Source organism: Ruegeria sp. C9, assembly GCF_056537585.1.
In genome coordinates, this window is the sequence record NZ_JBQFRU010000006.1 from 373,607 (window position 1) to 397,012 (window position 23,406).

Below are 23,406 nucleotides of genomic sequence, written 5' to 3' on the forward strand. Positions count from 1 at the left end.
CCGGGCATTTGTGAAGACGCGCTTAGAACGCATCTTCGAATTTCTTGGCCAGATCTTCGATGTTGTCAGGCGGCCAGTCCTCGACATCCATGCCGAGGTGCAGACCCATGCCGGATAGCACTTCCTTGATCTCGTTCAGCGACTTGCGGCCGAAGTTCGGAGTGCGCAGCATCTCGGCTTCGGTCTTCTGGATCAGATCGCCGATGTAAACGATGTTGTCGTTCTTCAGGCAGTTTGCCGAACGGACCGACAGTTCTAGCTCGTCCACTTTCTTCAGCAGCAGCGGGTTGAACTCCAGACCATCGTCCTCGTCCTGGCGGCCAGCCGATTCCGGCTCGTCGAAATTGACGAAGATTGACAGCTGATCCTGCAGGATGCGTGCGGCAAATGCCAGCGCGTCTTCCGGCGTGATCGAACCGTCGGTGTCGATCTTCAGGGTCAGCTTGTCATAGTCCAGAACCTGACCTTCACGGGTCGGCTGAACGTCATAGGCAACCTTTTTGACCGGCGAATAGATCGCGTCGATCGGGATCAGGCCGATGGGTGCGTCTTCGGGCTTGTTCTTCTCAGCCGAAACGTAACCTTTGCCGGTGTTGACGGTCAGTTCCATGAACAGGTCAGCGCCATCATCCAGGTGGCAGATGACGTGATCGCGGTTCAGAACCTCGATGCCAGCGCTTTCGCTGATGTCGCCAGCGGTGACAACTGCGGGGCCTTTGGCATTGATCGACAGGCGCTTGGGCCCTTCGACTTCCATGCGCAGTGAAACGCCTTTGAGGTTCAGGATGATGTCGGTGACGTCTTCACGTACGCCCGCGACCGAGGAGAACTCGTGCAGGACGTTATCGATCTGAACGCTGGTGATGGCCGCGCCTTGCAGCGAGCTCATCAGAACGCGGCGCAGCGCGTTGCCCAGGGTCAGACCAAAGCCACGTTCCAGCGGTTCTGCAACCAGGGTTGCCTGACGTGCGGGATCGTTGCCCGGCTTGCCGTCAAGCTGGGTCGGCTTGATCAATTCTGCCCAATTCTTATGGATCATGTAATCCCTCCATTCCTGTCCGCGCCCCATGACCAACAAGGTGCAGACGCCCGAGGTTCAAAATGACGTGCTGGGGCCGTGCAAAAACACAGCCCCAGCCTAATTCAAAATCGCTTAGACGCGACGACGCTTCGGCGGACGGCAGCCGTTGTGAGCAATCGGGGTCACGTCGCGGATCGACGTGATGTTGAAGCCCACTGCAGCCAGCGCACGCAGAGCCGATTCACGACCCGAACCGGGGCCCTGAACTTCGACTTCCAGCGTCTTGACGCCATGTTCCTGCGCCTTCTTGCCTGCATCTTCTGCAGCCATCTGTGCGGCGTAGGGTGTCGATTTCCGCGATCCTTTGAAGCCCATGGTACCGGCAGACGACCACGAAATGGCGTTGCCCTGTACGTCCGAGATCAGGATCTTGGTGTTGTTGAAGGTCGAGTTCACATGGGCAACGCCCGATGCGATGTTCTTACGCTCTTTGCGCTTAACGCGAGTCTTATCACGTGCCATCGGTCAGACCCTCCCTTATTTCTTCTTACCGGCAATGGCCTTTGCGGGGCCTTTGCGGGTACGAGCATTGGTGTGGGTACGCTGACCGCGAACCGGCAGGTTGCGGCGGTGACGCAGACCGCGATAGCAGCCCAGGTCCATCAGGCGCTTGACGTTCATCTGAACTTCACGACGCAGGTCACCTTCGACGGTGAAGTTTGCATCGATGTGCTCGCGGATGGCCAGAACTTCGGCGTCGGACAGTTCATTGACGCGACGGTGCGCTTCAATGCCTACGGCTTCGCAGATCGCTTTGGCCGAGGTGTTTCCGATACCGGTGATATATGTGAGGGCGATTGGTACCCGCTTTGCAGTCGGGATGTTTACGCCGGCAATACGTGCCACGTGTCACTTTCCTTTTTGTTGCGGTTCCGTAACTCCGGAACCTTTTTTCACAACACTTGACCGTGGCAGTGACGCCAGAGGGTCCAGTATTATTCGAGGTGGTCGGGGCAATTGGGACGAATCCCGCATGCGGTTTTGATTCCCTTTAGGGATGGGGGTCGATATGGGCTTTTGGCGGTGCCGTCAAGCCCATATTGATATCAGCCAAGAACCGCCTCAATCGACGCGGTGACTTCCTTGATATCCGCCAGCCCGTTCACCGGACGCAGATCGCCTTTGGCGTAGTAGTAACCAATCAGCGGAGAGGTCTTCTTGTAGTATTCCATCAAGCGCGTACGCAGGCTGTCTTCGTTGTCGTCGGCACGACGGACGAAGTCATTTTCCTTACCGCAATTGGTGCATTTGCGATCCGCAGGAATCGGTTTGGTGTTGTCGTTATAGACCTCCCCACATCCGCCGCAGGTTGACCGCGCCGTAATCCGGTCCACCAGCGCGTCATCATCCACACGCATCTCGATCACCGTATGCAGCGACTGGCCCAGCTTGGTCAGCAGAGCCGACAGCGCGTCGGCCTGTGCCAACGTCCGGGGGAAGCCGTCAAAGATGAAACCGGCGCCTTTTTCGGTGGTCAGTTTCTCTTCAATCAGGCCGATCACGATCTCATCGGTGACCAGCTTACCCGCGTCCATTATCGCAGCAACCTTCTGGCCCATCTCCGTGCCCGAGGTTTTGGCCTCGCGCAGCATGTCTCCGGTGCTGAGTTGCACCATACCGCGGGTTTCAACCAGGTGACGCGCCTGCGTTCCTTTGCCTGCCCCCGGGGGGCCGAGAAGAATGATGTTCATCGACGAGCAGCTCCCTTTCTGCCGCGTTTCTTGCCTTTGCCGCGCAGCTGGGACTTTTCAATCAGCCCTTCGTATTGATGCGCCAGCAGGTGGCTCTGGACTTGTTGGATCGTGTCCATGGTCACAGAGACGATAATCAGAACCGAGGTGCCGCCGAAATAGAACGGGATAGCAAACTGGCCCCGCAGGATTTCAGGCAGCAGACAAACGGCCGCCAGATAGGCCGAACCCAGAACCAGCACGCGGTTGACGACGTATTCCAGATACTCGGCGGTCTTCTTGCCGGGACGGATACCCGGCACAAAACCGTTCTGCTTTTTCAGGTTGTCCGCCACATCGTCCGGCTTGAACGAAACGTTGAACGTGTAAAAATAGGCGAAGAACACGATCATCGAAGCGAAGAACAGCAGATAAAGCGGCTGTCCGGGGCCGAAGTTGGCCAGCAGCCACGACATCACCGGGCCATTTGTGGCGCCCGACGAGAAGGTCGAGATCGTTACCGGCAGCAACAGCAGCGAGCTTGCAAAGATCGCAGGGATCACACCCGCCGGGTTCACTTTGACCGGCAGGTGGCTGGAGCCGCCTTCGTAGACTTTCATACCAGCCTGACGGCGCGGGTATTGGATATGGATCTTGCGCAGGGCCCGCTCCATGAACACCACAAAGGTGATCACGGCGATGACCATGATGATCACACCCACGATCACGGCGGGGCTGATCGCACCGCTGCGGCCCGAAGCGAAGAACTGCGCCAGAGCTGCGGGAACCTCGGCGATGATGCCGACGAAGATGATCAGAGAGATACCGTTGCCGATGCCGCGTGCGGTGATCTGCTCGCCCAGCCACATCAAGAACATGGTGCCGCCGACCAAAGTGATCATGGTCGACATACGGAAGAACATGCCCGGATCGGTCGCAAGATCGCCCGATTCCAACGAAACCGCCAGACCATAAGCCTGAACGGTAGCCAGAGCCACGGTACCGAAACGGGTGTATTGGTTGATCTTCTTGCGCCCTTGCTCGCCCTCTTTCTTAAGCTGTTCGAGCGCGGGAACCATCGATGTCAGCAGCTGCACGATGATCGAGGCCGAGATATAGGGCATGATGCCGAGGGCAAAGATACCCATCCGCCCCAGCGCCCCGCCGGTGAACATCGAAACCATGCCGCCGATGCCCTGCCCCGCTTGCTCCATGAACTCACGCAGGGCTTGCCCGTCGATACCTGGGACCGGAATGAAGGTGCCCAGACGATAGACGATCAACAAACCCAGCGTGAACAGGATGCGGTTGCGCAGATCGGTGGCTTTGCCCAAAGCAGCCCAGCTTGTGTTGGCTGCCATTTGTTCTGCTGCTGATACCATAAATCGGTCTCTCTTATGAAAACACCGCCCGGAACCGTTTTCCGGCTCGGGCGGCGTCTTGGAAAACTCTGAGGTCTATGTAAGCGGGTCTGCGCCCGCTCACAAGCGCTTACTCTGCCGCAGCAGCTTTTGTGACCGTCAGTGAGCCGCCCGCTTTCTCAACCGCTTCAACAGCAGATTTCGAAGCACCGGTGACTTCCAGGTTCACTTTGGCGGTGATTTCACCTTTAGCCAGAACGCGGACACCGTCCAGCTTGCGACGGACCAGACCGGACGCAACCAGCGCGTCCTCGGTGATCGCAGCTTTGGCATCCAGCTTGCCGGCGTCGACAAATTTCTGGATCAGACCCAGATTGATAACGGCGAATGCCTTGCGGTTCGGCTTGTTGAAGCCACGCTTGGGCAGGCGCTGGTACAGCGGCATCTGGCCGCCTTCGTAGCCATTGATGGCCACACCCGAACGGGATTTCTGGCCTTTGATACCACGGCCACCCATTTTACCTTTGCCAGAACCGGGACCACGGCCAACGCGGGTGCGTTTAGGTGCGGCGCCAGGATTGTCGCGCAATTCGTTCAGTTTCATTTCGCTTCTCCTAAGCCGGATGTGACCCCCGAAGCGTGATGGGCCAAACACGGCATTTCTTGATTTTGATTCTTGTGGACGGAAATCCACCGGAGCGCTCTACAGCGTTGTGCCCTGCGTTGCAAGGTTTGATCCATCACAATTGCCAAAACCAAAAGAGGCGCCAGATTGGCGCCTCTTCAACGGTGAGTGGTTCAGGTGTTACGCGCAATATGCGTGGTCGCGTGCAATATCTGCGATATCACAACGGCGAACGCCGATATCGTCCAGCTCGCGATTGCTCAGGCTTTGCAGTTCGCGATAGGTGCGGCTGTATTCTGCAGCCCGAGCGCGGTTTTCTTTTACGCGCTCAACAAAGCTCGCAATACGATCGCTCAGGTTGAATCCGCCATGTGTCAGTGTTGCTGTATGTGCCATATCTAATTTCCTTTCTGTTCCGAGGCGTATTCCCCGGGCGTTTCCATTTGTTCCTTTGTGGACAAGGCTCAGATAGGAGTGTTCGATATCGCTAACAACGCGCGTTTTGGTCTAGCCGATATGCGGTGGGGGAATGGCAAGCGGGAGTACGCAGGCTACTCTGAATGCAACGTGTGTCCACTTTGCGGACAAAACCGACCTTGACTCCGTCGGATTTCACACGTCTTGATTTTTTAGGCACCTAATCACTGAGGCTTCAAGTAGTTCGCGATTCAACGGCATACTTTCGGCAGATGTGCCTAAGAGGACAAAAGCCGTCTTCCAAGTCGCATCGCAAAACCCGGATGCATTCATCCATGCAACAAAGGCAGCGAACCGCATTCCATTGAGTTGTATCTCGTCAGGTTCATAGCTCGTTTCAATCGGAAACAATTCCAAGTTCGGCGGTTGGCCTTGGGCGACGTCCAGAGCAAGCTGTAACCCAACGCCATCAATCGTATCGTTGATATCACCATCTTTCGTTTCCGAAATCAGATATTCCAAAAACTCTTGAAGTGTTTCCTCTTTGGATTCTGGGCTCTCAAGCAGCTTTGCAAAAGTAAGCAGTCTTCTTTGTTGGTATCCGTCCGGCTCAAGACGTTGTGCGAAGGTGCGAAGTAGTTCGGAATCTCCGACTGCAATCGGCATATAGTATTGGCTTATTAGTGAGTTAGGTGTTGCGGCAAGTAATTCCAGCGCTTTCTCGACGCACCCGTTCAGCCAGTAAGCTGCGATGATCCTGCTTTGGTCTCTGGGGTTTGAGCGGGAAAAATCAATGAGTTGAATGACATCGTAAAGCGACCCGTCTTGTAGTTTCTTTCTTAGTGCCCCTTTATCGCCATCGAACTGCAATAAAGCCGTACGCATCAAAAGACGCTGTAACTCATCCCGCTGTTCGTGGGCGGGTTCTTTAGACATAAGCAACATATTCAAGCTGGCCCGCCTAACGTCTTGCTCCGTGCCATCGCCCAAACCGTCCAAAAATGACTGTGTAAGAGGTTCGTCATGCCATGTTGGCGTATCAAAGCATTCCGCAAACGCGGGCATGGTGGAGCACGTTGTTCCTAGAGCCACCAATAGGGTTCGAAAATTCATAGCGATATCATCCCGAATAAGTTTACCCCTATTACTAATGCGGAGGTTGGTACGCTATGGGCTCAAAGCGGACAAACACAATCGCAAACACGAAAAAAGCCCCCGAATCTTCGGGGGCCTTTCAATTCGCGAAAGAGACTGCGCTTAGCCGCGCTCTTCGATGATCTCAACCAGATGCGGGATCTTGTTGACCATGCCGCGGACCGAAGGAGTGTCCTCCAGCTCGCGGGTGCGGTTCATCTTGTTCAGGCCCAGGCCGATCAGGGTTGCGCGCTGTTCGGCGGGGCGGCGGATCGGGGAACCGATCTGCTTGACGACGATGGTTTTTGCCATTGTTCGCTCTCCTTACGCTTCTGCTTCGGCAGCAGCCGGTGCTTCGTCCCGCTTGGGCAGGATGTCGGCGACCTTTTTACCGCGACGTGCGGCAACCGAACGCGGGCTCTGCTCTTTTTGCAGGCCGTTGATGGTGGCACGGATCATGTTGTACGGGTTCTGCGAGCCCAGCGACTTGGAAACAACGTCCTTAACGCCCAGCATTTCGAAGACAGCACGCATCGGACCACCGGCGATGATACCAGTCCCTTCAGGCGCGGTACGCATAACCACTTTACCGGCACCGTGACGGCCCTCGATGTCGTGGTGCAGCGTACGACCTTCGCGCAGTTGCACGCGGATCATCTGACGCTTGGCTTGTTCGGTTGCCTTACGAATGGCCTCAGGTACTTCTTTTGCTTTACCCTTGCCAAAGCCGACGCGGCCTTTCTGATCGCCGACAACCACCAGAGCGGCGAAGCCAAAGCGCTTACCACCTTTTACGGTTTTCGACACGCGGTTGATTGCGACCAGACGATCTGCAAATTCCGGCGCTTCTTCACGATCGCGGCCACGGCCCCGACGGTTTTCACGTTCTGCCATTTGGCATCCCTTTTCTCATGTGGCGCATGCGGCGCCGTTTAGTTCAATCCAAGTGAGCCCCGACTGTCGCCGAGGCCCCCGGATCATCGGGGCAGCCGCAAAGCTGCCCGCAAGTCTTAGATCTTCAGACCACCTTCACGCGCGGCGTCGGCCAGGGCCTTCACCTTGCCGTGGAACAGGAAGCCGCCACGATCGAAATAAGCCTCTTCGACGCCTGCCTTCTTGGCACGCTCGGCGATGGCCGCGCCCACTTTGGTGGCCGCTTCGACGTTGTTCTTGCCTACAACGCCCAGATCCTTTTCCAGGGTCGAGGCTGCGGCCAGGGTCACGCCACGCACGTCGTCGATCAGCTGAACAGAGATGTTCTTGTTCGAACGGTGTACGGACAGACGCGGACGACCCGCGTTGACCTTGCGAAGTTTGTTCCGAACGCGCAGGCGGCGCTTCAGAAACAGGGTTCTTTTGCTGTTTGCCATTGTCTGCGTCCTTACTTCTTCTTGCCTTCCTTGCGGAAGATGAACTCGCCCTTGTAGCGGATGCCCTTGCCTTTGTACGGCTCGGGACGGCGCCATTCGCGGATTTTCGCCGCGACTTCGCCCACCTGCTGCTGGTCGATACCTTCCACAACGATCTCGGTCTGCTTCGGCGCGGTGATGGTGACACCTTCCGGAGCAGTGAAATCAACATCGTGGCTGTAACCCAGGTTCAGCTTCAGGGTATTGCCCTGCATCTGAGCCCGGTAACCAACACCCTGGATCTCCAGCTCTTTTTTGAAGCCTTCGGTCACACCGGTTACCAGATTGGCAACCATGGTGCGGCTCATGCCCCACTGCTGGCGGGCACGCTTGGACATGCCACGAGGGTCGATCTTGACCACGTTGTCTTCAACCGACAGCGTAACGTCGTCGGTGGCGGTGAAGCTGCGGGTGCCTTTCGGACCCTTCACTTCGATGGTCTGGCCGGACACAGAGGCGGAAACGCCGCTGGGCAGCTCGACCGGTTTTTTACCAATACGAGACATTGCAGACCTCCTTAGAAGACGGTGCAGAGCACTTCGCCGCCAACATTGTTGGAGCGAGCGTTTGCGTCCGACATCACACCTTTCGGAGTGCTGACAATCGACACGCCCAGACCCTGACGGACCTGCGGGATGTCATTGACGCCCATGTATACGCGACGACCGGGCTTCGAGACCCGCTTCAATTCGCGAATAACAGGGGTGCCTTCGTAGTATTTCAGGCTGATTTCGATGGCCGGATGACCGTTTTCACCGGTCGTCGCTTCGTAGCCACGGATGTAACCTTCGTCCGCCAGCACGTCCAGAACCCAACCGCGCAGCTTGGAAGCCGGGGTGGAAACGGTGGACTTGCCGCGCATTTGCGCGTTGCGGATACGGGTGAGCATATCGCCGATAGGATCGTTCATATCTATGTCTCCCTTACCAGCTCGATTTCACCATGCCGGGGATCTGACCAGCAGAACCCAGCTCGCGCAGCGCGATACGGCTGACCTTCAGCTTACGGTAGTAAGCGTGGGGACGACCGGTCAGCTGACATCGGTTGTGCAGACGGGTAGCCGAGCTGTTGCGCGGCAGTTTCGCCAGTTTCAGACGCGCTTTGAAACGCTCTTCCATCGGCTTGCTCTCGTCATTCGCGATTTCCTTCAGCTCGGCACGCTTTGCGGCATATTTGGCCACCAGGCGTTCGCGCTTCTTCTCGCGTTCGATCATTGCTTTTTTAGCCATGTCTCAATCCTCCCGGCGCTTACGCGTTGAACGGCATGTTGAATGCTTTCAACAATGCCTTTGCTTCAGCGTCGGTTTTCGCTGTGGTGGCAATTACGATATCCAGGCCCCAGACCTCGTCGACCTTGTCGAAGTCGATTTCCGGGAACACGATGTGCTCTTTCATGCCCATGGCGAAGTTGCCACGACCATCGAAAGACGGCTTCACACCGCGGAAGTCACGAACGCGAGGCATCGCGATGGTGATCAGACGATCCAGGAATTCGTACATCCGGTCACCGCGCAGGGTCACTTTCGCACCCAGCGGCATGTCTTCACGGACGCGGAAACCCGCGATCGACTTCTTCGCCTTGGTTGCAACGGCCTTCTGGCCAGCAATCGCAGTCAGATCTTCGACAGCAGCTTTCGCTTTCTTCGAGTCTTTGACGGCCTCAGCACCACAACCGATGTTCAGAACGATTTTTTCCAGCTTGGGCAGCTGCATGTCGTTCTTGTAGCCGAACTCTTCTTTCAGAGCGGCACGGATGGTTTCGGCGTACTGAGCTTTCAGACGCGGGGTGTAGGTTGCGTTATCAAGCATCGATCACGTCCCCTGTGGTCTTGGCGAAGCGCACCTTCTTGTCGCCTTCCATGCGGAAGCCAACGCGGGTTGCTTTGCCGTTTTTGTCCAGCAGTGCCAGGTTCGACAGCTCGATCGGGTTTGCCTGAGGCAGGCGACCACCTTGCGAGGTTTGCGACTGACGGGTGTGGCGGATGGCGATGTTGATGCCATCGACAACAGCTTTACCGGCTTTCGGGTCAACCGAGGTGATAGTTCCCTCTTTGCCCTTGTCCTTGCCGGCCAGCACGACGACCTTGTCGCCTTTGCGGAGTTTAGCAGCCATGATTACAGCACCTCCGGAGCCAGCGAGATGATTTTCATGAAGTTCTTGCCGCGCAGTTCACGAACAACGGGGCCAAAGATACGGGTACCTACGGGCTCGTTGTTGTTGTTCAGGATGACGGCGGCGTTGCGATCGAAACGGATCGCGGTGCCGTCTTCGCGACGGACTTCCTTGGCGGTGCGTACGACGACGGCCTTCCGGACGTCACCTTTCTTTACGCGGCCGCGCGGGATGGCTTCCTTCACCGAGACGACAATGATGTCGCCTACGGAGGCGTATTTACGCTTGGAACCACCCAGGACCTTGATGCACTGAACTCGGCGTGCGCCGGAGTTGTCAGCGACATCCAGATTGGTCTGCATCTGGATCATGCGGTTTCTCCCGACCTGTGGGGGCTGGTCTCGTTAAATCCCCCAGGGTTTCGACAAATGAAAAGTCCTGGGGGCTTACGCCTCCAGAACCTCCCAACGTTTCGTCTTCGATTTCGGCGCGCATTCGATGATGCGTACGGTGTCACCGACCTTGAAGGCGTTCTTTTCATCGTGAGCCCGGTATTTCTTGGACTTACGGATGGTTTTCTTCAGAACCGGATGCGTAAAGCGGCGCTCGACGGATACGGTTACGGTCTGTTCGTTGGCGTCGCTGGTCACGGTGCCTTGCAGGATACGCTTGGGCATCTGATTACTCCTCGGATGCCGCAGCAGCGGCCTTTTCGTTCAGAATGGTTTTGACACGGGCAGCATTGCGGCGGGCCGCTTTGATGCCGGCTGTGTTTTCCAGCTGACCGGTTGCCTGTTGAAAGCGCAGGTTAAAGCTTTCTTTCTTCAGGTTGGCCAGTTCCTCGCGGAGCTGGTCCGGGGTCTTGTCACGCAGTTCTTGGGCGTTCATCGCCTTTTTCCTTTGCTCAAAACACCAGAAGGCCCCCTTACAGGGTCACCTTTGACCTGGTGGATGAATGATAGACATACGAATCGCCCGGCAACGCCGGGAGATCGCAGGATGCCGCCGTATAAGGGTTTAGAGGGTGGGTGGCAAGGGAAAGTTTCAAACCGTTTTCGAGCAGATGAAACTACTTGTTTCCAAATTACCGCCGCCCTCTGAAACCGGGCAGCAGATCACTACCGCGACCTTTCTGGATCCCGACAAACGCGGCCAAGTGCTCAGGCACCCTTCTCCTGCATTTTCCGAACCATTTTCAGGCGCGCGCGTCGCGGCAGCAACGGCATGACCCAACCCAGCACAAACGCGAGCGACTTATCGTTGATCACCGTGAGCTTCCCATCGATCATGGCGTCATAGCCGACTTTGGCCACGGCCTCAGCGGTCGCCCCTTTTTGGGCAACAAGCTTCGTGCCCTCAAGATTTGCCGCAGCAGCAAATTCGGTCACGACATAGCCCGGCTCCAGCGCCGTCACAGTGACGCCCTTACCTTTCAGCTCCTCCGCGAGCGCCTGACTGAAACTCGAAACATAGGCCTTGGTGGCAAAATAGGTCGCCTGCAATGGACCCGGCATATGCGCCGCAGTCGAACTGACATTCAGTATCTTTCCGCCACCGCCACTGATCATATCCCTGCCGAACAGATGACACAGAGAGACAAGGGCTTCGACGTTAAGCCGGATCATATCCAGATCGTCCGAAAGGCGGCGATCCAAAAAAGCCCCATGCCCTCCGAATCCAGCATTGTTGATCAGGTAGTCGACCGTCAGGTCTTTGCACTTGACGGCCTCATAAAGTTTTTCCGCGCCTCCAACAGCACCCAGATCAAGCGGAATGGCAGTGACAGTAACATCGTGGGCTGCCTCAAGCTCTGATCTGAGGGCATCTAACGCATCTCCGCGTCGCGCACTGATGATCAGATTGCCGCCTCGCGACGCATGATAACGTGCCAATTCCCGACCAATTCCGGCTGATGCGCCTGTGACGAGAGCTGTTTTGGTCATAGTATCCTCCGACGAAGTAGCTGGAGCGCTTTCACCTTGACGCTTTAAGACGCTTCACTCCCATTTATAGTTGAAGCTAACAGAAATCCGCTCGTCCTCGGCCATATTCATCGGCACCTCGTGGCGCAGCCAGCTTTCCCACAGCAGGACGTCGCCCACCTGTGGCTTCATGTAGATGAAAGGCTGTAATTCCCGACGCCCGCCTTTCAGCCTCGTCGGGGCGGCCATCATACGGCCCGAACGTGGGTCTTCCAGTTTCAGTGCACTGGCCCCTTCCGGCATGGACACATAGGTCGTGCCCGAAATGACACTGTGAGGGTGCAGGTGACTGGCATGCATTCCGCCCTCGGGCAGGATATTGATCCACAGATCCTCAAGCTTCAACGCGCGGTCGTCCAGATCAAACTCCAAATCCTTGGCGAAAGCCGCGACGTGCTGATCCAGCACTTTGACAAGATCGGCAAATATCGGAAATCGCCAAGGCAAATCGGTCAGCGAAGCATAACTGGTGTAGCCGGGATACGCGTTCGCTTCACACCAGTCCTGCCCGGCCTCATCATCTTCAGCAATAACAAGGCATGAACTCTCCAATTCCTCCACGTCGATCCTGGGATCGAATTCGGACAAGTTTGCGCGATAGAGACGGGTGACGAAGAGTGATTCAATCTGTGCCATGGGCTGGGCATACCCCAGCCCTCTCGGCAAGACCAGCCGCTTAGGTCTTGATGGGCCCTTTGCCACAGCGTGGTATCGGGCGACCTCCGTCGGCATAGGCGAGGCACAGCACGATCTCATCCGGTTTCGGCGCATCTGGGATGTTCAGCGTCATCGTGTCGAAATGATCGAACGACCACGGATTGTCCTTGTGCCCCAGCGGAAGATCAATCGCGCAACCCGGCGCGCCCAGCTTGGCGTTGGACGGTATCACCGCCTCACCTCCGCCCACCGCAGCGCGCATGGGCGCACCGAGTTTGGGGTGGATCACCGCCCCGCCCTGCTCAAGATCGCCGTTCATGCCGACAATCGCGGCTTTGCCGTACGAAACCGGCGGCCCATCAAGCTGAGAAACTGCCTCAGCGGCGAGTTCCGAACCCAGAATGGCGCCGATCTCGAACAACTCTGAAAGATCGTCCGAGAAGTGCCCGGCCAGAGGGTTCTGCATCACCGCCAGCGCTGCAACCCGACTGATCGGATCACAAGGCTGGCCCAACTGGTCGGTGGTTATGACTTCCTTAATGAGCATCTTTTTGCGCAGCTGAACCATAGGGCCCTCCCATTCCTGCAAGTTAGCCTAGAGGCGGGGTGGCTGGAGGTCGACGTTTTTCAGGACCCACGAAATCACGGGCTGCCGAGCCAAAAGAAAACCCCCGCCGGTTTCCCGACGAGGGTAAATCTTGTGACTAGCGAGGCCATAGCCCCAATCGCTTACCAGTCTTCGCGGACCACAACGCGGGTCTTGATCGGCAGCTTCATCGCGGCCAGGCGCAGGGCCTCGCGGGCGATGTCGTCATTGACGCCATCGATCTCGAACATCACACGACCGGGCTTTACTTTCGCTGCCCAGAAGTCAACGGAGCCTTTACCTTTACCCATACGGACTTCGGTTGGCTTCGAGGTCACGGGGGTATCCGGGAAGATCCGGATCCAGACGCGGCCTTGACGTTTCATGTGACGGGTCATGGCACGACGTGCAGCTTCGATCTGACGCGCGGTGACGCGCTCGGGCTGCAGTGCTTTCAGACCATAGGTGCCAAAGTTCAGATCGGAACCGCCTTTGGCGAGCCCCTTGATCCGGCCTTTGTGCATCTTGCGGAATTTAGTACGCTTTGGTTGAAGCATATCTTTCCCTCCTTAGCGACGACCGCCACCAGCACCACGAGGTGCAGGGCCGTCCTGGAGTTCCTGTGCTTTACGGTCACGTGCCTGCGGATCGTGCTCCATGATCTCACCTTTGAAGATCCAGACCTTGATCCCGATGATCCCGTAAGGAGTCATCGCTTCGGCATGTGCGTAATCGATGTCGGCACGCAGGGTGTGCAGAGGCACGCGGCCTTCGCGGTACCACTCGGTCCGTGCGATTTCGGCGCCGCCCAGACGACCAGCGACGTTCACCCGGATACCCAGGGCGCCCATGCGCATGGCGTTCTGAACCGACCGCTTCATCGCGCGACGGAACGAGACGCGGCGCTCCAGCTGCTGAGCGATGGACTCGGCAACCAGCTGCGCGTCAAGCTCGGGCTTGCGAACTTCGACGATGTTCAGGTGCAGTTCGCTGTCGGTCATGCGAGCAAGCTTTTTGCGCAGAACTTCAATGTCTGCACCTTTCTTGCCGATGATGACACCGGGACGTGCAGTGTGGATCGTAACGCGGCACTTCTTGTGCGGACGTTCGATGATCACACGGGCAACACCGGCCTGCTTGCACTCTTTGTTGATGAACTCACGGATTTTGAGGTCTTCCAGCAGAAGATCACCGTAGTCCTTGGTGTCGGCGTACCAGCGGCTGTCCCAGGTGCGGTTGACCTGAAGGCGCATGCCGATCGGATTGACTTTATGTCCCATTAGGCTTGCTCCTCAACTTGACGCACCTTGATGGTGATCTCCGAGAACGGCTTCATGATCTTGCCGAAACGGCCACGGGCACGCGGACGACCGCGCTTCATGACCAGGTTCTTGCCAACCCAGGCTTCGGCGACGATCAGTTCGTCGACATCCAGGTTGTGGTTGTTCTCGGCGTTGGCGATTGCAGACTGCAGGCACTTCTTGACGTCCTGCGCGACACGCTTGTTCGAGAAAGTCAGGTCAGTCAGAGCCTTCTCAACTTTCTTGCCGCGGATCATCTGCGCAACCAGGTTCAGTTTCTGCGGGCTAGTACGGAGCATGCGCGTTTTCGCCATTGCTTCGTTTTCAGCCACGCGGCGGGGGTTCTTTTCCTTGCCCATGACTTACTTCCGCTTCGCTTTTTTGTCAGCGGCGTGACCGTAATAGGTACGAGTCGGCGAGTATTCACCGAACTTCTGACCGATCATGTCTTCCGAGACGTTGACGGGGATATGCTTATGGCCGTTGTACACACCAAAGGTCAGACCCACGAACTGGGGCAGAATGGTGGAACGACGCGACCAAATCTTGATGACTTCGTTGCGGCCCGACTCGCGCGCTGCTTCGGCTTTTTTCAGCACGTAAGCATCGACGAAAGGACCCTTCCAAACAGAGCGAGACATAGATTAACGTCCCTTCTTCTTGGCGTGCCGTGAGCGGATGATCAGCTTCTGGGACGCTTTGTTCTTGTTGCGGGTACGCTTACCCTTGGTGTCCTTACCCCACGGAGTAACCGGCGTACGGCCACCCGAGGTACGACCTTCACCACCACCGTGCGGGTGGTCGATCGGGTTCATTGCAACACCACGAACCGACGGACGAACGCCCTTGTGGCGCATACGACCGGCTTTACCGAGGTTTTGGTTGCTGTTGTCGGGGTTGGACACGGCACCAACGGTGGCCATGCATTCCTGACGGACCATGCGCAGCTCGCCCGAGCTCAGACGGATCTGAGCGTAGCCGCCATCGCGACCAACGAACTGAGCATAAGTACCGGCCGCACGTGCGATCTGACCGCCTTTGCCAGGCTTCATCTCGATGTTGTGGACGATGGTACCAATGGGCATGCCCGAGAACGGCATTGCGTTGCCCGGCTTGATGTCGGCCTTGGCGGATGCCACGACTTTGTCACCAACAGCCAGACGCTGCGGAGCCAGGATATATGCCTGCTCGCCGTCTTCGTATTTTACCAGTGCGATGAATGCGGTCCGGTTCGGGTCATATTCGATCCGCTCGACGGTTGCCGCGACATCAAATTTGTTCCGTTTGAAGTCAACGATCCGGTAGAGACGCTTTGCGCCACCGCCGCGGCGGCGTGAAGTGATCCGTCCGGTGTTGTTCCGGCCGCCCGATTTGGTCAAACCCTCAGTGAGAGACTTGACCGGACGTCCTTTCCAAAGCTCCGAACGGTCGATCAGCACCAGCCCGCGCTGGCCCGGCGTCGTCGGCTTGTACGACTTGAGTGCCATGCTTTCTGTCTTCCGTTTAGCAAGTGCAGGGATTTCCCCGCTATGTGATAGGCCCCCGTAGGTGCCAAGGGTATAGGGCCCCGAAGGTCCCCGGTTACAAATATCAGAGGCCCCGGAACGAATCCGAGGCCGCAAGATTGGGAGCGTGTAGCAGTGTTGGGGATGGGTGTCTATAGGGTGCGGCCCAAGATTCTTATGGAAACCAAAGAAAAAGTCACCGCAACATTTGCCCCAGGTTTCAATTTCGCAAGTCGCGCGATCAGTGGGTATTACTTATTCGGCCGGAAGAACTCGGGTAACTTGCCACTCACTGATACAATGCGCGAACCTCGGCGAAGGACAACAGGCGGCGGTGTTTTTCGTCCCACAGGTGCAACCGCGCGTTGGCAATGCTCTCACGAATGGTCATCCTGTTGCTGTTTGCCAACTCGTCGTGATCGCGCAGCACTTCGGTCAGGCGGTAGAACGGAATGCGGCTGTACAGATGGTGCACGTGGTGGATGCCGATATTGGCACTGAACCACTGTAGCACCGGCGGCAGAACATAATGCGAGCTTCCGTGCAGGGCCGCCTCGTGCAACTGCCAATCCTTGTCCGATTCCCAATGCGTTTCTTCGAATTGGTGCTGAACATAAAACAGCCATACTCCTGCAGTTGCCGCAATCAGGGTTGAGGGCAGAAAAATCAGTAGGACCGGCATCAAGCCGCCATAGTAGTAGACAGCAAAAAGTGCGGTCAGAATAGCTATATTGGTGCCCATCGCGCTGACCCAGAACCGAGCGCTACCAGTTAAACCCAAGGGCAGACGGTTTTGGAGCAGGAACAAATAGCCGGGACCAAGTACGAACAGTGTGACCGGATTGCGGTAAACGCGATACCAGAACCGGTTCATGGGAGACTTGGATTGGTACTCAGCCACTGTCAGCGTGTGGATATCCCCCATTCCCCGCTTGTCCAAGTTACCCGAACTGTTGTGATGGTAAGAATGAGTGCGGCGCCAGACATCATAAGGTGTAAGGGTCAGCACCCCGATCACCCGTCCAACCCAGTCGCTGACTGTCCGGTTCTTGAAGAACGCCCCGTGCCCGCAATCGTGTTGGATCGCAAACAGGCGCAGCAGGAAGGCCGCATTCAAGACCGCAATGGCAAATGCCAGCCAGTAGCTGATGGATAATGCCATCCAGGACAGCGCCCAAAGCACAAAGAATGGGATAATGCTGACACCCAGCTCAAAGGAACTGCGCCATTGATTAGGTTCGCGGTATTTGGCAAGCGTCGAAACCCAATCCCGCGCGGCAGTTCTATCCGGGTTTTCCCGGGTCGAGAGAGAGGTTTCGGTCATGCGCCTGCCATGTCTTTTGTTTGTTGGAAGCCGGATAGACTACCCGCGCGACATAGCAAGCGAATTGTGCAAATTATGAGAGTTTAGCGCTCAAATTTTTGTGTCGCCGCGTAAGAACAACCCCCATGAGCACGCCACTTACCTCTCCCCAAAGACGCGTCCAATCACGGACCGCCGGATATATCGATGTGTGGTCTCTCTTCCAGGGTTGCACGTGCTTCTGAAGCGTTTCTGATGAGTCAACGCAACTCTTACCCCAACGACCGCCTTCTGCAGAGCGGCTCAGACTCTACCGCGATACGTTGCTTGAGTTTGATATGACCCAAAACCTCGCGAAATGCGCGGTGCTTGGGTTTGCCTTCCAGATAATCCGCCAGTTTGAGCAGGTTGATCGGGTGCTTCGTAATTAACGTCTCGATCCGCTGCACCGCTTCGTCCAGCACGTAGTGATCCACGTACTGGCAGGCCACCTGTGTGGGCGTAAGGAGACAGTAATCCTGCGGGCGTTTCTCAGTATAGCGCGTGATGTCGAAGGGCGACGCACCGAGGGCGTGGAACTTGGGGATGTGCACACGCATCTCGGCCTCGACGTGTTCCAACACCGTACCCGAGGTCTGGCGAAACCCCAGCGGACCAAGCTTACCGACCACATGATTGCGCATCGCCGGAGAGATCATGTCCACATCCGCGCGGTCGTATTTCAGATCGTCGAAAACCGACAAAAGCCCCAGCTTTTCATCGGCGATCTGAAAATAGGGCTCGGCGCTGAAAGCCCGCATCTTCTCCAACACCTGCTGACGCGCAGTTTCAAGGTCTGAAACGAAATCGGCCCCGGCGGGTTGAACCGCCGGGGCCGTGAATAGTCGCAGTAAGCGTCGGATCAAAGACCGGTGCTCACGTCGATGGTGTTCCCCTCTTCCAGGGTCACATATGCTTTTTTGACGTCTTTGCGACGGCCCAGCTGGCCGCGGAACCGCTTGACCTTGCCTTTGGTCACGGTGGTGTTCACCGCTTTGACCTTCACACCAAACAGAGCCTCAACGGCCTCTTTGATTTGCGGCTTGTTGCTATCGATCGCCACTTCAAAGACAACCGCGCCGTTTTCGGACGCCATGGTCGACTTTTCGGTGATGACCGGCTTGCGGATCACGTCGTAGTGTTCTGCCTTCGCGCTCATTTCAGACGAGCCTCCAGTGCTTCGACAGCCGCTTTGGTGAGCACCAGAGTGTCACGCTTGAGGATGTCATAGACGTTTGCGCCCATCGACGGCAGGATATCCAGACCTTCGATGTTCTTGGACGCTTTCAGGAACCCTTCGTTCACGGTCGCGCCGTCGATGACCAGAGCACGTTTCCAGCCCAGGTTTGCAACCTGTTTGGCCAGAGCGGCGGTCTTGCCTTCGGCTTCGGCACTCTCGATCACAACCAGCTCACCTGCCTTGGCTTTTGCCGACAGAGCGTGGCGCAGGCCAAGCTTGCGGAACTTCTTAGGCAGGTCGTGGCCGTGCGAACGCACGACGGGGCCTTTGTAGATGCCACCACCACGGAAGATCGGCGCGTTACGGTCACCATGGCGTGCGCCACCGGTGCCCTTCTGGCGATAGATCTTCTTGGTCGAGTAGCTGGTTTCCGAGCGGGTCTTGACCTTGTGGGTGCCAGCTTGCGCGTTGTTGCGCTGCCAACGGACCACACGGTGCAGGATGTCCGCGCGCGGCTCGAGACCGAACAGGTCTGCATCCAGCTCGATGTTGCCGGCCTTGCCGCCGTCCAGTTTGATTACATCAAGTTTCATGCTTCACCACCTTCCGCGGGAGCTTCTTCCGCAGGTGCTTCGGTTGCAGCCGATTTCACAGCAGCCGGGAAAGGCAGGCCTTCCGGTGCTTTCTTCTTGACGGCGTCCTTGACGGTGACCCAGCCCGATTTCGGTCCGGGAACGGCGCCTTTGATGAAGACCAGACCACGGTCGGCGTCGGTTTTGACGACTTCCAGGTTCTGGGTGGTTACACGGGCAGCGCCCATGTGACCGGCCATCTTCTTGCCTTTGAACACCTTGCCCGGATCCTGACACTGACCGGTCGAACCGTGCGAACGGTGGCTGATCGAAACACCGTGCGAGGCGCGCAGACCACCAAAGTTCCAACGCTTCATCGCACCGGCGAAGCCTTTACCGATCGAGGTGCCCGAAACGTCAACCTTCTGACCTTCCAGGAAGTGTTCCGCCGAAATCTCGGCGCCCACATCGATCAGGCCATCTTCGGAGACGCGGAACTCGGCCAGCTTACGCTTGGGCTCGACCTTGGCAGCGGCATAGTGACCGCGCATGGCCTTCGAGGTGCGTTTTGCTTTGGCAGCACCGGCGCCCAGCTGAACGGCAGTGTAGCCGTCTTTGTCAGCGGTGCGCTGTGCAACGACCTGCAGGTTGTCCAGGTGGAGAACGGTCACAGGGATCTGCTTGCCATCTTCCATGAACAGGCGGGTCATGCCAACTTTTTTTGCGATAATACCAGAGCGCATAATCTATACCCTCCGATCTTACGACTGCAGCTTGATCTCGACGTCCACACCAGCAGCGAGGTCGAGCTTCATCAGCGCGTCAACGGTCTGGGGGGTCGGATCAACGATGTCCAAGAGACGCTTGTGCGTACGGATCTCGAACTGGTCGCGGGATTTCTTGTCAACGTGAGGGCCACGGAGAACCGTGAACTTCTCAATCTTGTTCGGCAGCGGGATCGGGCCGCGCACGTTCGCGCCGGTCCGCTTGGCAGTGTTGACGATCTCTTGCGTGCTGGCATCCAGAACGCGATAGTCAAATGCCTTCAGCCGAATACGGATGTTTTGGCTTTGCATAGATACAGCCTTTTATCAGGCGTTGAGGTTGAGAGGAGGACAGACGCGCATCGCCAACCCTCATCGAACCCAAAAGGCGGGAATCACCCCGCCTTGATGTTCTTGATGAGAACTCGCGCGTATTAGTGGGGTTGTTGGGGTTTGGCAAGGGGGAAATCAGATATCGTCAGTCTGACAGAATAGAGTTCAACGAGACGGATCAACGAAGTCTCGATTTGCTAGCTGAGCGAAAGAGACTCACCCACATACGCTCTGCCTATGCGTCGCCCTCGTCATCAAGGTTAGAGCAATGATAGTATTTTGCTTGTTCAACAATTGCATCCATGAACTCAACTACGTTGTTGCGTTCAAAATAAGTCATCCGAAATTCAGGCGGAAGTAATGTCAATGAACCCTTCGCACTATGCTTAGTCCATCGATTCAAGAGCTTAACCTGAGGCAGTATGTTCCATAATTTGGCTTCAATTTTTGCAGCTGATTGAATTTCAATTCCTGTGTCAGTGTATGGCCAATTCGAGTTTGGATAATTGCGTATTACCCAACTTCTGAAGTTAAGTATTTGAGTTTCGTGCTGATAATAGTTTTTGTTAAGAGGCACCACGGCGATGTGCAGATATCCGTTGTCAGTTTCCCTAACGCTAATTTCATACGCATCACTGAAATCAAGTGTGCGAAGGTTAACGTATCGATCATACTTGATTAGGTAGTCGTTGCTTTTGGTTGGCACAATCATTCTCGAAAACGAAACACTACATCCTTCAATGAGAATGTTTGAGTAACCCATGCTTTTTAAGGCGCTATATACCTGCGCATCACTGGATGGCGCGGACACCAAAACGTTCGGGGCTAAAGTTCCAATCCAAAATACTAAACTTGAAAAAATTGACATCGCAAAGCGCGGCTTTTTGGACATGTCCAAATCATCTTCTCTCAAAGGATTGGTCGGTTAAAAAAGAGACTGCCAGATTGTGGTTTCAATAGTGACTGTGTTCAATCTCTAAAAGTAATAAAGGCCGCCCCTTTTGGAGCGGCCTACTTAGGCTCACCGATGTGCCGGGCTGAACCCCGACCTACCGTGATTACTCGATGACTTTCGACACAACACCGGCGCCGACAGTGCGACCGCCTTCGCGGATCGCGAAGCGCAGACCGTCTTCCATCGCGATCGGCGCGATCAGCTCAACGGTGAAGCCAAAGCTGTCGCCGGATAAAACCAATTCGGTGACGTCTCAGTTCCCAAAACCCACAGGCTAGTTCCTAACAAGCCACGGGGCTTCAACCTTCATGCCTTGATAGACCGCGTGCATGAAAAGGTGTGCAATCACAGGGTCATTTGAAAATGGCGAGAATTGCAGATTTCCCTCTCTGACATCGCCTTCCGCTTCATAGACCACCTCGTCGCCTTTAATCGTTACACGCACTTCAAGCTCCGCCAGTGTTTCCGGATCGACGGCAGTAGGATCGTCCGACAAAATCACAAAGTCCGCGACTTTTCCAACTTCGATAGACCCCTTCTCGTCTTCTTCAAAATGCTGCCAGGCGGGCCAGATTGTCATGGCTTTCAAGGCGGTCATAACGTCGACTCTTTGATGGGGACCCAAAATGTCACCAGACCGTGTGCGGCGGGTTACCGTCGCGGCGAGAACACGCATGCTGTTCGGAAAGGCGACCGGCGCATCGTGATGCGTGCCGAACTTCATGCCACGCTCGTGCAGCCATCCTGTAGGCGAAATATTTTCTGCGTTTATCGGCCCGACCGTATGATCCCGGTGCCAATCGCCCCAATAGAACGTATGCATCGGAAAGAGCGACGGAAACACACCAAGGCGCTTAAGGCTTGCGACTTGATCCTCGCGAAGAAACTGACCGTGAATCAGAACTGGGCGGTTGCCAGGATCGCCATACTTGATCTGTGCCTCTTCGAGTGCAGCAATCAGCATGTCAGATGCCCCTTCACCGTTGGAATGCACGAGGATTTGGAAATCGTTGTCGTAACACCAATTCACCGCGTCCTGGAGTTGCTCCATCGTGATGGCTGCGTATCCTGCGTAGCCGGCAGCATAGTTCCCAACCGGATCATAATAGGGTCGATCCCTTAAAGCGGTGAAACCTTGCGGCGAGCCATCAATTGTAAGTTTACAGCCCCCGACCCGAACCCTGTTTTCGTAGCTTTTCGAAGTGTTCGCACCAATAAACTCTTTCGACTCAAGAACATCCGGGAAGGCTACTACATCGATTGGAAGAGCTTCTTCCGCAGCAACTTTCCTGAGAACCTCGACAATCTGACCTGATGATCGGCCTTCCTGCCCGGTCGTATATCCAAACTTTGCCCAAAGGTCGGTTCCAGCTCGGGCAAATGCTGCCAGACCCTCTTCACCCAGATTTCCCACCAAGGGAACGAGAACAGAAAAGAACGCGTACTCCTCCAGAACACCGTTTGGCTCTCCGGCCTCATCGCGTTGGATCACCCCGCCCGGAGGTGCTTCGGAAGCCGCCGTTATACCAGCTAATTCCAAAGCTTTCGAGTTTGCGACACCTATATGCCCAGACTGATGAATAATGACGACCGGCAAGTCCTCAGACACAATGTCCAGCTCTTGTCGTGTTGGGTGACGGAGTTCCTTTAATTGAGCATTATCGTAACCAAAACCGATGATCATTTTGACCTGCTCAACGGCTTGCGCATTCTCCTCGGCCCAGTCAGTCAGCGTGGATTGCAGACTGGCGATATCAATGACATCCCCGTCCGGTGGCGCAAGAAGGTTAGCGGACAGGGCTTGCAGGCCGCCCATGACGACATGTCCGTGGCTATCAACGAAACCCGGAAGCATCGCGCGCCCTTCCAGATCATAGGTTTCGGTTTCCTCACCCTGATGCACCGACAAGTCAGATAGCGACCCGACCGCAAGAATGCGCCCGTCTTTGACTGCGACAGCTTCGGCGGACGGAGCCGTATCGTTCATCGTTACAATTGGCCCGCCCAAATAGATCCGATCCGCAATCTGTTGTGAGGACGCAGAGGTAGATGAGAAAGCAACCGCTGCGACAAGACAAACTGAACGCGCCCAAAAGTGCATCTTATGACCTCTTTCTAATTGCAATGTCTCAATACGAAAGAAGTTAGCATTACTGTTGGCTTAGGCAAAAACGAAAAAGGGCGCCCCGAGGGACGCCCTTTCTTTGTATATTCGCTTACGCGAATTACTCGATGATTTTCGAGACGACGCCGGCGCCGACGGTGCGGCCGCCTTCGCGGATCGCAAAGCGCAGGCCGTCTTCCATCGCGATCGGGGCGATCAGCTCGACGGTGAAGCCGACGTTGTCGCCGGGCATAACCATCTCGGTGCCAGCCGCCAGGGTCACGGTGCCGGTCACGTCAGTTGTACGGAAGTAGA

36 protein-coding genes and 1 pseudogene are annotated in these 23,406 nt (G+C 56.2%); all 37 read right to left on the reverse strand.

Going from position 1 to position 23,406, the window contains the following annotated elements; translation table 11 throughout:
- Positions 1-22: 22 nt before the first annotated feature.
- A complete protein-coding gene (locus tag ACR0NE_RS17525) occupies positions 23-1,039 on the reverse strand; it encodes a DNA-directed RNA polymerase subunit alpha (RefSeq protein ID WP_010437127.1) in 1,017 nt (338 codons plus the stop codon).
- Between the two features lie 114 nt (positions 1,040-1,153).
- A complete protein-coding gene (rpsK, locus tag ACR0NE_RS17530) occupies positions 1,154-1,543 on the reverse strand; it encodes a 30S ribosomal protein S11 (protein ID WP_008757289.1) in 390 nt (129 codons plus the stop codon).
- A gap of 15 nt (positions 1,544-1,558) precedes the next feature.
- A complete protein-coding gene (gene rpsM / locus ACR0NE_RS17535; protein WP_008757392.1) occupies positions 1,559-1,927 on the reverse strand; it encodes a 30S ribosomal protein S13 in 369 nt (122 codons plus the stop codon).
- Between the two features lie 200 nt (positions 1,928-2,127).
- Entirely contained in the window at positions 2,128-2,772 is a 645-nt protein-coding gene (locus ACR0NE_RS17540; RefSeq protein ID WP_170392889.1) for an adenylate kinase, read from the reverse strand.
- Complete coding sequence (gene secY / locus ACR0NE_RS17545) at positions 2,769-4,133, reverse strand: preprotein translocase subunit SecY (protein WP_170392890.1); 1,365 nt, start codon at positions 4,131-4,133, stop codon at positions 2,769-2,771. The genes ACR0NE_RS17540 and secY overlap by 4 nt, the downstream gene beginning before the upstream one ends.
- Positions 4,134-4,242: 109 nt before the next feature.
- A complete protein-coding gene (gene rplO / locus ACR0NE_RS17550) occupies positions 4,243-4,716 on the reverse strand; it encodes a 50S ribosomal protein L15 (RefSeq protein ID WP_170567425.1) in 474 nt (157 codons plus the stop codon).
- Positions 4,717-4,917: 201 nt separating this feature from the next.
- Complete coding sequence (locus tag ACR0NE_RS17555; protein WP_170597781.1) at positions 4,918-5,133, reverse strand: DUF1127 domain-containing protein; 216 nt, start codon at positions 5,131-5,133, stop codon at positions 4,918-4,920.
- A 216-nt stretch (positions 5,134-5,349) separates the two neighbouring features.
- Positions 5,350-6,267, reverse strand: coding sequence for a hypothetical protein (locus ACR0NE_RS17560; RefSeq protein WP_170597783.1), 918 nt, complete (start codon positions 6,265-6,267; stop codon positions 5,350-5,352).
- Positions 6,268-6,411: 144 nt separating this feature from the next.
- On the reverse strand, positions 6,412-6,600 hold the full coding sequence (gene rpmD / locus ACR0NE_RS17565) for a 50S ribosomal protein L30 (RefSeq protein WP_039538297.1): 189 nt from the start codon (positions 6,598-6,600) through the stop codon (positions 6,412-6,414).
- 12 nt (positions 6,601-6,612) lie between these two features.
- Positions 6,613-7,182 carry a 30S ribosomal protein S5 gene (rpsE, locus tag ACR0NE_RS17570; RefSeq protein WP_155148691.1) on the reverse strand — a complete coding sequence of 190 codons (570 nt, stop codon included), beginning with the start codon at positions 7,180-7,182 and terminating at the stop codon, positions 6,613-6,615.
- Positions 7,183-7,298: 116 nt separating this feature from the next.
- Entirely contained in the window at positions 7,299-7,658 is a 360-nt protein-coding gene (rplR, locus tag ACR0NE_RS17575) for a 50S ribosomal protein L18 (RefSeq protein WP_170392895.1), read from the reverse strand.
- Between the two features lie 11 nt (positions 7,659-7,669).
- The gene (gene rplF / locus ACR0NE_RS17580; protein ID WP_008757873.1) at positions 7,670-8,203 is read right to left on the reverse strand and encodes a 50S ribosomal protein L6; all 534 of its coding nucleotides are present in this window, start codon (positions 8,201-8,203) and stop codon (positions 7,670-7,672) included.
- An 11-nt stretch (positions 8,204-8,214) separates the two neighbouring features.
- The gene (rpsH, locus tag ACR0NE_RS17585; protein ID WP_010437099.1) at positions 8,215-8,607 is read right to left on the reverse strand and encodes a 30S ribosomal protein S8; all 393 of its coding nucleotides are present in this window, start codon (positions 8,605-8,607) and stop codon (positions 8,215-8,217) included.
- A gap of 13 nt (positions 8,608-8,620) precedes the next feature.
- A complete protein-coding gene (gene rpsN, locus ACR0NE_RS17590) occupies positions 8,621-8,926 on the reverse strand; it encodes a 30S ribosomal protein S14 (RefSeq protein WP_010437098.1) in 306 nt (101 codons plus the stop codon).
- Between the two features lie 19 nt (positions 8,927-8,945).
- Complete coding sequence (gene rplE / locus ACR0NE_RS17595; protein WP_170392897.1) at positions 8,946-9,506, reverse strand: 50S ribosomal protein L5; 561 nt, start codon at positions 9,504-9,506, stop codon at positions 8,946-8,948.
- On the reverse strand, positions 9,499-9,810 hold the full coding sequence (gene rplX, locus ACR0NE_RS17600; RefSeq protein WP_010437096.1) for a 50S ribosomal protein L24: 312 nt from the start codon (positions 9,808-9,810) through the stop codon (positions 9,499-9,501). Before rplX ends, rplE begins: the two co-directional genes overlap by 8 nt.
- Before the next feature lie 2 nt (positions 9,811-9,812).
- The gene (gene rplN / locus ACR0NE_RS17605; protein WP_008757934.1) at positions 9,813-10,181 is read right to left on the reverse strand and encodes a 50S ribosomal protein L14; all 369 of its coding nucleotides are present in this window, start codon (positions 10,179-10,181) and stop codon (positions 9,813-9,815) included.
- 75 nt (positions 10,182-10,256) lie between these two features.
- On the reverse strand, positions 10,257-10,487 hold the full coding sequence (rpsQ, locus tag ACR0NE_RS17610) for a 30S ribosomal protein S17 (protein WP_068340771.1): 231 nt from the start codon (positions 10,485-10,487) through the stop codon (positions 10,257-10,259).
- Positions 10,488-10,491: 4 nt separating this feature from the next.
- Positions 10,492-10,698: a 50S ribosomal protein L29 gene (gene rpmC, locus ACR0NE_RS17615; RefSeq protein WP_010437082.1), complete on the reverse strand. Its 207-nt coding sequence runs from the start codon at positions 10,696-10,698 to the stop codon at positions 10,492-10,494.
- A gap of 272 nt (positions 10,699-10,970) precedes the next feature.
- Positions 10,971-11,753 (reverse strand): SDR family NAD(P)-dependent oxidoreductase, encoded by a 783-nt coding sequence (locus ACR0NE_RS17620; RefSeq protein ID WP_170597784.1) that lies wholly within the window; start codon positions 11,751-11,753, stop codon positions 10,971-10,973.
- 54 nt (positions 11,754-11,807) lie between these two features.
- Positions 11,808-12,428 (reverse strand): 2OG-Fe(II) oxygenase family protein, encoded by a 621-nt coding sequence (locus tag ACR0NE_RS17625; protein ID WP_170567436.1) that lies wholly within the window; start codon positions 12,426-12,428, stop codon positions 11,808-11,810.
- Between the two features lie 40 nt (positions 12,429-12,468).
- Entirely contained in the window at positions 12,469-13,017 is a 549-nt protein-coding gene (locus ACR0NE_RS17630) for an amino acid synthesis family protein (protein ID WP_170424539.1), read from the reverse strand.
- A gap of 161 nt (positions 13,018-13,178) precedes the next feature.
- Complete coding sequence (gene rplP / locus ACR0NE_RS17635) at positions 13,179-13,592, reverse strand: 50S ribosomal protein L16 (protein ID WP_039538270.1); 414 nt, start codon at positions 13,590-13,592, stop codon at positions 13,179-13,181.
- A 12-nt stretch (positions 13,593-13,604) separates the two neighbouring features.
- Positions 13,605-14,315, reverse strand: a complete 711-nt coding sequence (gene rpsC / locus ACR0NE_RS17640) for a 30S ribosomal protein S3 (protein ID WP_008758042.1) — start codon at positions 14,313-14,315, stop codon at positions 13,605-13,607.
- Complete coding sequence (rplV, locus tag ACR0NE_RS17645; RefSeq protein ID WP_039538267.1) at positions 14,315-14,695, reverse strand: 50S ribosomal protein L22; 381 nt, start codon at positions 14,693-14,695, stop codon at positions 14,315-14,317. Before rplV ends, rpsC begins: the two co-directional genes overlap by 1 nt.
- A gap of 3 nt (positions 14,696-14,698) precedes the next feature.
- Positions 14,699-14,977, reverse strand: a complete 279-nt coding sequence (gene rpsS / locus ACR0NE_RS17650; RefSeq protein ID WP_010437056.1) for a 30S ribosomal protein S19 — start codon at positions 14,975-14,977, stop codon at positions 14,699-14,701.
- A 3-nt stretch (positions 14,978-14,980) separates the two neighbouring features.
- Positions 14,981-15,823: a 50S ribosomal protein L2 gene (gene rplB / locus ACR0NE_RS17655; RefSeq protein ID WP_008757664.1), complete on the reverse strand. Its 843-nt coding sequence runs from the start codon at positions 15,821-15,823 to the stop codon at positions 14,981-14,983.
- 307 nt (positions 15,824-16,130) lie between these two features.
- Positions 16,131-17,165: a fatty acid desaturase gene (locus ACR0NE_RS17660; protein WP_170567438.1), complete on the reverse strand. Its 1,035-nt coding sequence runs from the start codon at positions 17,163-17,165 to the stop codon at positions 16,131-16,133.
- 251 nt (positions 17,166-17,416) lie between these two features.
- Positions 17,417-18,049 carry a hypothetical protein gene (locus ACR0NE_RS17665; RefSeq protein WP_170597786.1) on the reverse strand — a complete coding sequence of 211 codons (633 nt, stop codon included), beginning with the start codon at positions 18,047-18,049 and terminating at the stop codon, positions 17,417-17,419.
- Positions 18,046-18,342 carry a 50S ribosomal protein L23 gene (locus ACR0NE_RS17670; RefSeq protein ID WP_010437040.1) on the reverse strand — a complete coding sequence of 99 codons (297 nt, stop codon included), beginning with the start codon at positions 18,340-18,342 and terminating at the stop codon, positions 18,046-18,048. The genes ACR0NE_RS17665 and ACR0NE_RS17670 overlap by 4 nt, the downstream gene beginning before the upstream one ends.
- Positions 18,339-18,956 (reverse strand): 50S ribosomal protein L4, encoded by a 618-nt coding sequence (gene rplD, locus ACR0NE_RS17675; protein WP_170508772.1) that lies wholly within the window; start codon positions 18,954-18,956, stop codon positions 18,339-18,341. Before rplD ends, ACR0NE_RS17670 begins: the two co-directional genes overlap by 4 nt.
- Positions 18,953-19,678: a 50S ribosomal protein L3 gene (gene rplC, locus ACR0NE_RS17680; RefSeq protein WP_170515968.1), complete on the reverse strand. Its 726-nt coding sequence runs from the start codon at positions 19,676-19,678 to the stop codon at positions 18,953-18,955. The genes rplD and rplC overlap by 4 nt, the downstream gene beginning before the upstream one ends.
- Positions 19,679-19,696: 18 nt before the next feature.
- Entirely contained in the window at positions 19,697-20,011 is a 315-nt protein-coding gene (gene rpsJ, locus ACR0NE_RS17685) for a 30S ribosomal protein S10 (RefSeq protein WP_008756422.1), read from the reverse strand.
- A gap of 256 nt (positions 20,012-20,267) precedes the next feature.
- Positions 20,268-20,924 carry a hypothetical protein gene (locus ACR0NE_RS17690; protein WP_170392904.1) on the reverse strand — a complete coding sequence of 219 codons (657 nt, stop codon included), beginning with the start codon at positions 20,922-20,924 and terminating at the stop codon, positions 20,268-20,270.
- Between the two features lie 166 nt (positions 20,925-21,090).
- Positions 21,091-21,234 (reverse strand): annotated as a pseudogene (locus tag ACR0NE_RS17695) (EF-Tu C-terminal domain-related protein); the annotation flags it as partial.
- Between the two features lie 27 nt (positions 21,235-21,261).
- Positions 21,262-22,974: an amidohydrolase gene (locus ACR0NE_RS17700; RefSeq protein WP_480459798.1), complete on the reverse strand. Its 1,713-nt coding sequence runs from the start codon at positions 22,972-22,974 to the stop codon at positions 21,262-21,264.
- Between the two features lie 238 nt (positions 22,975-23,212).
- Positions 23,213-23,406 (reverse strand): EF-Tu C-terminal domain-related protein (locus tag ACR0NE_RS17705; protein WP_480762215.1); only part of this gene is annotated, 194 nt, incomplete at its 5' end.

Excerpts from the sequence above, each read along its gene's own strand:
- ACR0NE_RS17555 (WP_170597781.1), bottom strand. The coding sequence starts at position 5,133 with ATGGCACATACAGCAACACTGACACATGGCGGATTCAACCTGAGCGAT.
- rplE (WP_170392897.1), bottom strand. The coding sequence starts at position 9,506 with ATGCTTGATAACGCAACCTACACCCCGCGTCTGAAAGCTCAGTACGCC.
- ACR0NE_RS17560 (WP_170597783.1), bottom strand. The coding sequence starts at position 6,267 with ATGAATTTTCGAACCCTATTGGTGGCTCTAGGAACAACGTGCTCCACC.
- ACR0NE_RS17525 (WP_010437127.1), bottom strand. The coding sequence starts at position 1,039 with ATGATCCATAAGAATTGGGCAGAATTGATCAAGCCGACCCAGCTTGAC.
- rpsE (WP_155148691.1), bottom strand. The coding sequence starts at position 7,182 with ATGGCAGAACGTGAAAACCGTCGGGGCCGTGGCCGCGATCGTGAAGAA.
- rpsN (WP_010437098.1), bottom strand. The coding sequence starts at position 8,926 with ATGGCTAAAAAAGCAATGATCGAACGCGAGAAGAAGCGCGAACGCCTG.
- ACR0NE_RS17625 (WP_170567436.1), bottom strand. The coding sequence starts at position 12,428 with ATGGCACAGATTGAATCACTCTTCGTCACCCGTCTCTATCGCGCAAAC.
- ACR0NE_RS17540 (WP_170392889.1), bottom strand. The coding sequence starts at position 2,772 with ATGAACATCATTCTTCTCGGCCCCCCGGGGGCAGGCAAAGGAACGCAG.
- ACR0NE_RS17620 (WP_170597784.1), bottom strand. The coding sequence starts at position 11,753 with ATGACCAAAACAGCTCTCGTCACAGGCGCATCAGCCGGAATTGGTCGG.
- rplO (WP_170567425.1), bottom strand. The coding sequence starts at position 4,716 with ATGAAACTGAACGAATTGCGCGACAATCCTGGCGCCGCACCTAAACGC.
- rplD (WP_170508772.1), bottom strand. The coding sequence starts at position 18,956 with ATGAAACTTGATGTAATCAAACTGGACGGCGGCAAGGCCGGCAACATC.
- rplN (WP_008757934.1), bottom strand. The coding sequence starts at position 10,181 with ATGATCCAGATGCAGACCAATCTGGATGTCGCTGACAACTCCGGCGCA.
- rplF (WP_008757873.1), bottom strand. The coding sequence starts at position 8,203 with ATGTCTCGTATTGGTAAAAAACCGGTCGAGCTGCCCAGCGGCGTTTCC.
- rpsJ (WP_008756422.1), bottom strand. The coding sequence starts at position 20,011 with ATGCAAAGCCAAAACATCCGTATTCGGCTGAAGGCATTTGACTATCGC.
- ACR0NE_RS17660 (WP_170567438.1), bottom strand. The coding sequence starts at position 17,165 with ATGACCGAAACCTCTCTCTCGACCCGGGAAAACCCGGATAGAACTGCC.
- rpsQ (WP_068340771.1), bottom strand. The coding sequence starts at position 10,487 with ATGCCCAAGCGTATCCTGCAAGGCACCGTGACCAGCGACGCCAACGAA.
- ACR0NE_RS17690 (WP_170392904.1), bottom strand. The coding sequence starts at position 20,924 with ATGTCCAAAAAGCCGCGCTTTGCGATGTCAATTTTTTCAAGTTTAGTA.
- rplX (WP_010437096.1), bottom strand. The coding sequence starts at position 9,810 with ATGGCTGCTAAACTCCGCAAAGGCGACAAGGTCGTCGTGCTGGCCGGC.
- ACR0NE_RS17670 (WP_010437040.1), bottom strand. The coding sequence starts at position 18,342 with ATGAGCGCGAAGGCAGAACACTACGACGTGATCCGCAAGCCGGTCATC.
- rplP (WP_039538270.1), bottom strand. The coding sequence starts at position 13,592 with ATGCTTCAACCAAAGCGTACTAAATTCCGCAAGATGCACAAAGGCCGG.
- rplR (WP_170392895.1), bottom strand. The coding sequence starts at position 7,658 with ATGGCAAACAGCAAAAGAACCCTGTTTCTGAAGCGCCGCCTGCGCGTT.
- rplV (WP_039538267.1), bottom strand. The coding sequence starts at position 14,695 with ATGGGCAAGGAAAAGAACCCCCGCCGCGTGGCTGAAAACGAAGCAATG.
- rpsK (WP_008757289.1), bottom strand. The coding sequence starts at position 1,543 with ATGGCACGTGATAAGACTCGCGTTAAGCGCAAAGAGCGTAAGAACATC.
- ACR0NE_RS17700 (WP_480459798.1), bottom strand. The coding sequence starts at position 22,974 with ATGAACGATACGGCTCCGTCCGCCGAAGCTGTCGCAGTCAAAGACGGG.
- rpsS (WP_010437056.1), bottom strand. The coding sequence starts at position 14,977 with ATGTCTCGCTCTGTTTGGAAGGGTCCTTTCGTCGATGCTTACGTGCTG.
- rpsC (WP_008758042.1), bottom strand. The coding sequence starts at position 14,315 with ATGGGACATAAAGTCAATCCGATCGGCATGCGCCTTCAGGTCAACCGC.
- rpmD (WP_039538297.1), bottom strand. The coding sequence starts at position 6,600 with ATGGCAAAAACCATCGTCGTCAAGCAGATCGGTTCCCCGATCCGCCGC.
- rpsH (WP_010437099.1), bottom strand. The coding sequence starts at position 8,607 with ATGAACGATCCTATCGGCGATATGCTCACCCGTATCCGCAACGCGCAA.
- rplB (WP_008757664.1), bottom strand. The coding sequence starts at position 15,823 with ATGGCACTCAAGTCGTACAAGCCGACGACGCCGGGCCAGCGCGGGCTG.
- secY (WP_170392890.1), bottom strand. The coding sequence starts at position 4,133 with ATGGTATCAGCAGCAGAACAAATGGCAGCCAACACAAGCTGGGCTGCT.
- ACR0NE_RS17630 (WP_170424539.1), bottom strand. The coding sequence starts at position 13,017 with ATGGTTCAGCTGCGCAAAAAGATGCTCATTAAGGAAGTCATAACCACC.
- rplC (WP_170515968.1), bottom strand. The coding sequence starts at position 19,678 with ATGCGCTCTGGTATTATCGCAAAAAAAGTTGGCATGACCCGCCTGTTC.
- rpmC (WP_010437082.1), bottom strand. The coding sequence starts at position 10,698 with ATGAACGCCCAAGAACTGCGTGACAAGACCCCGGACCAGCTCCGCGAG.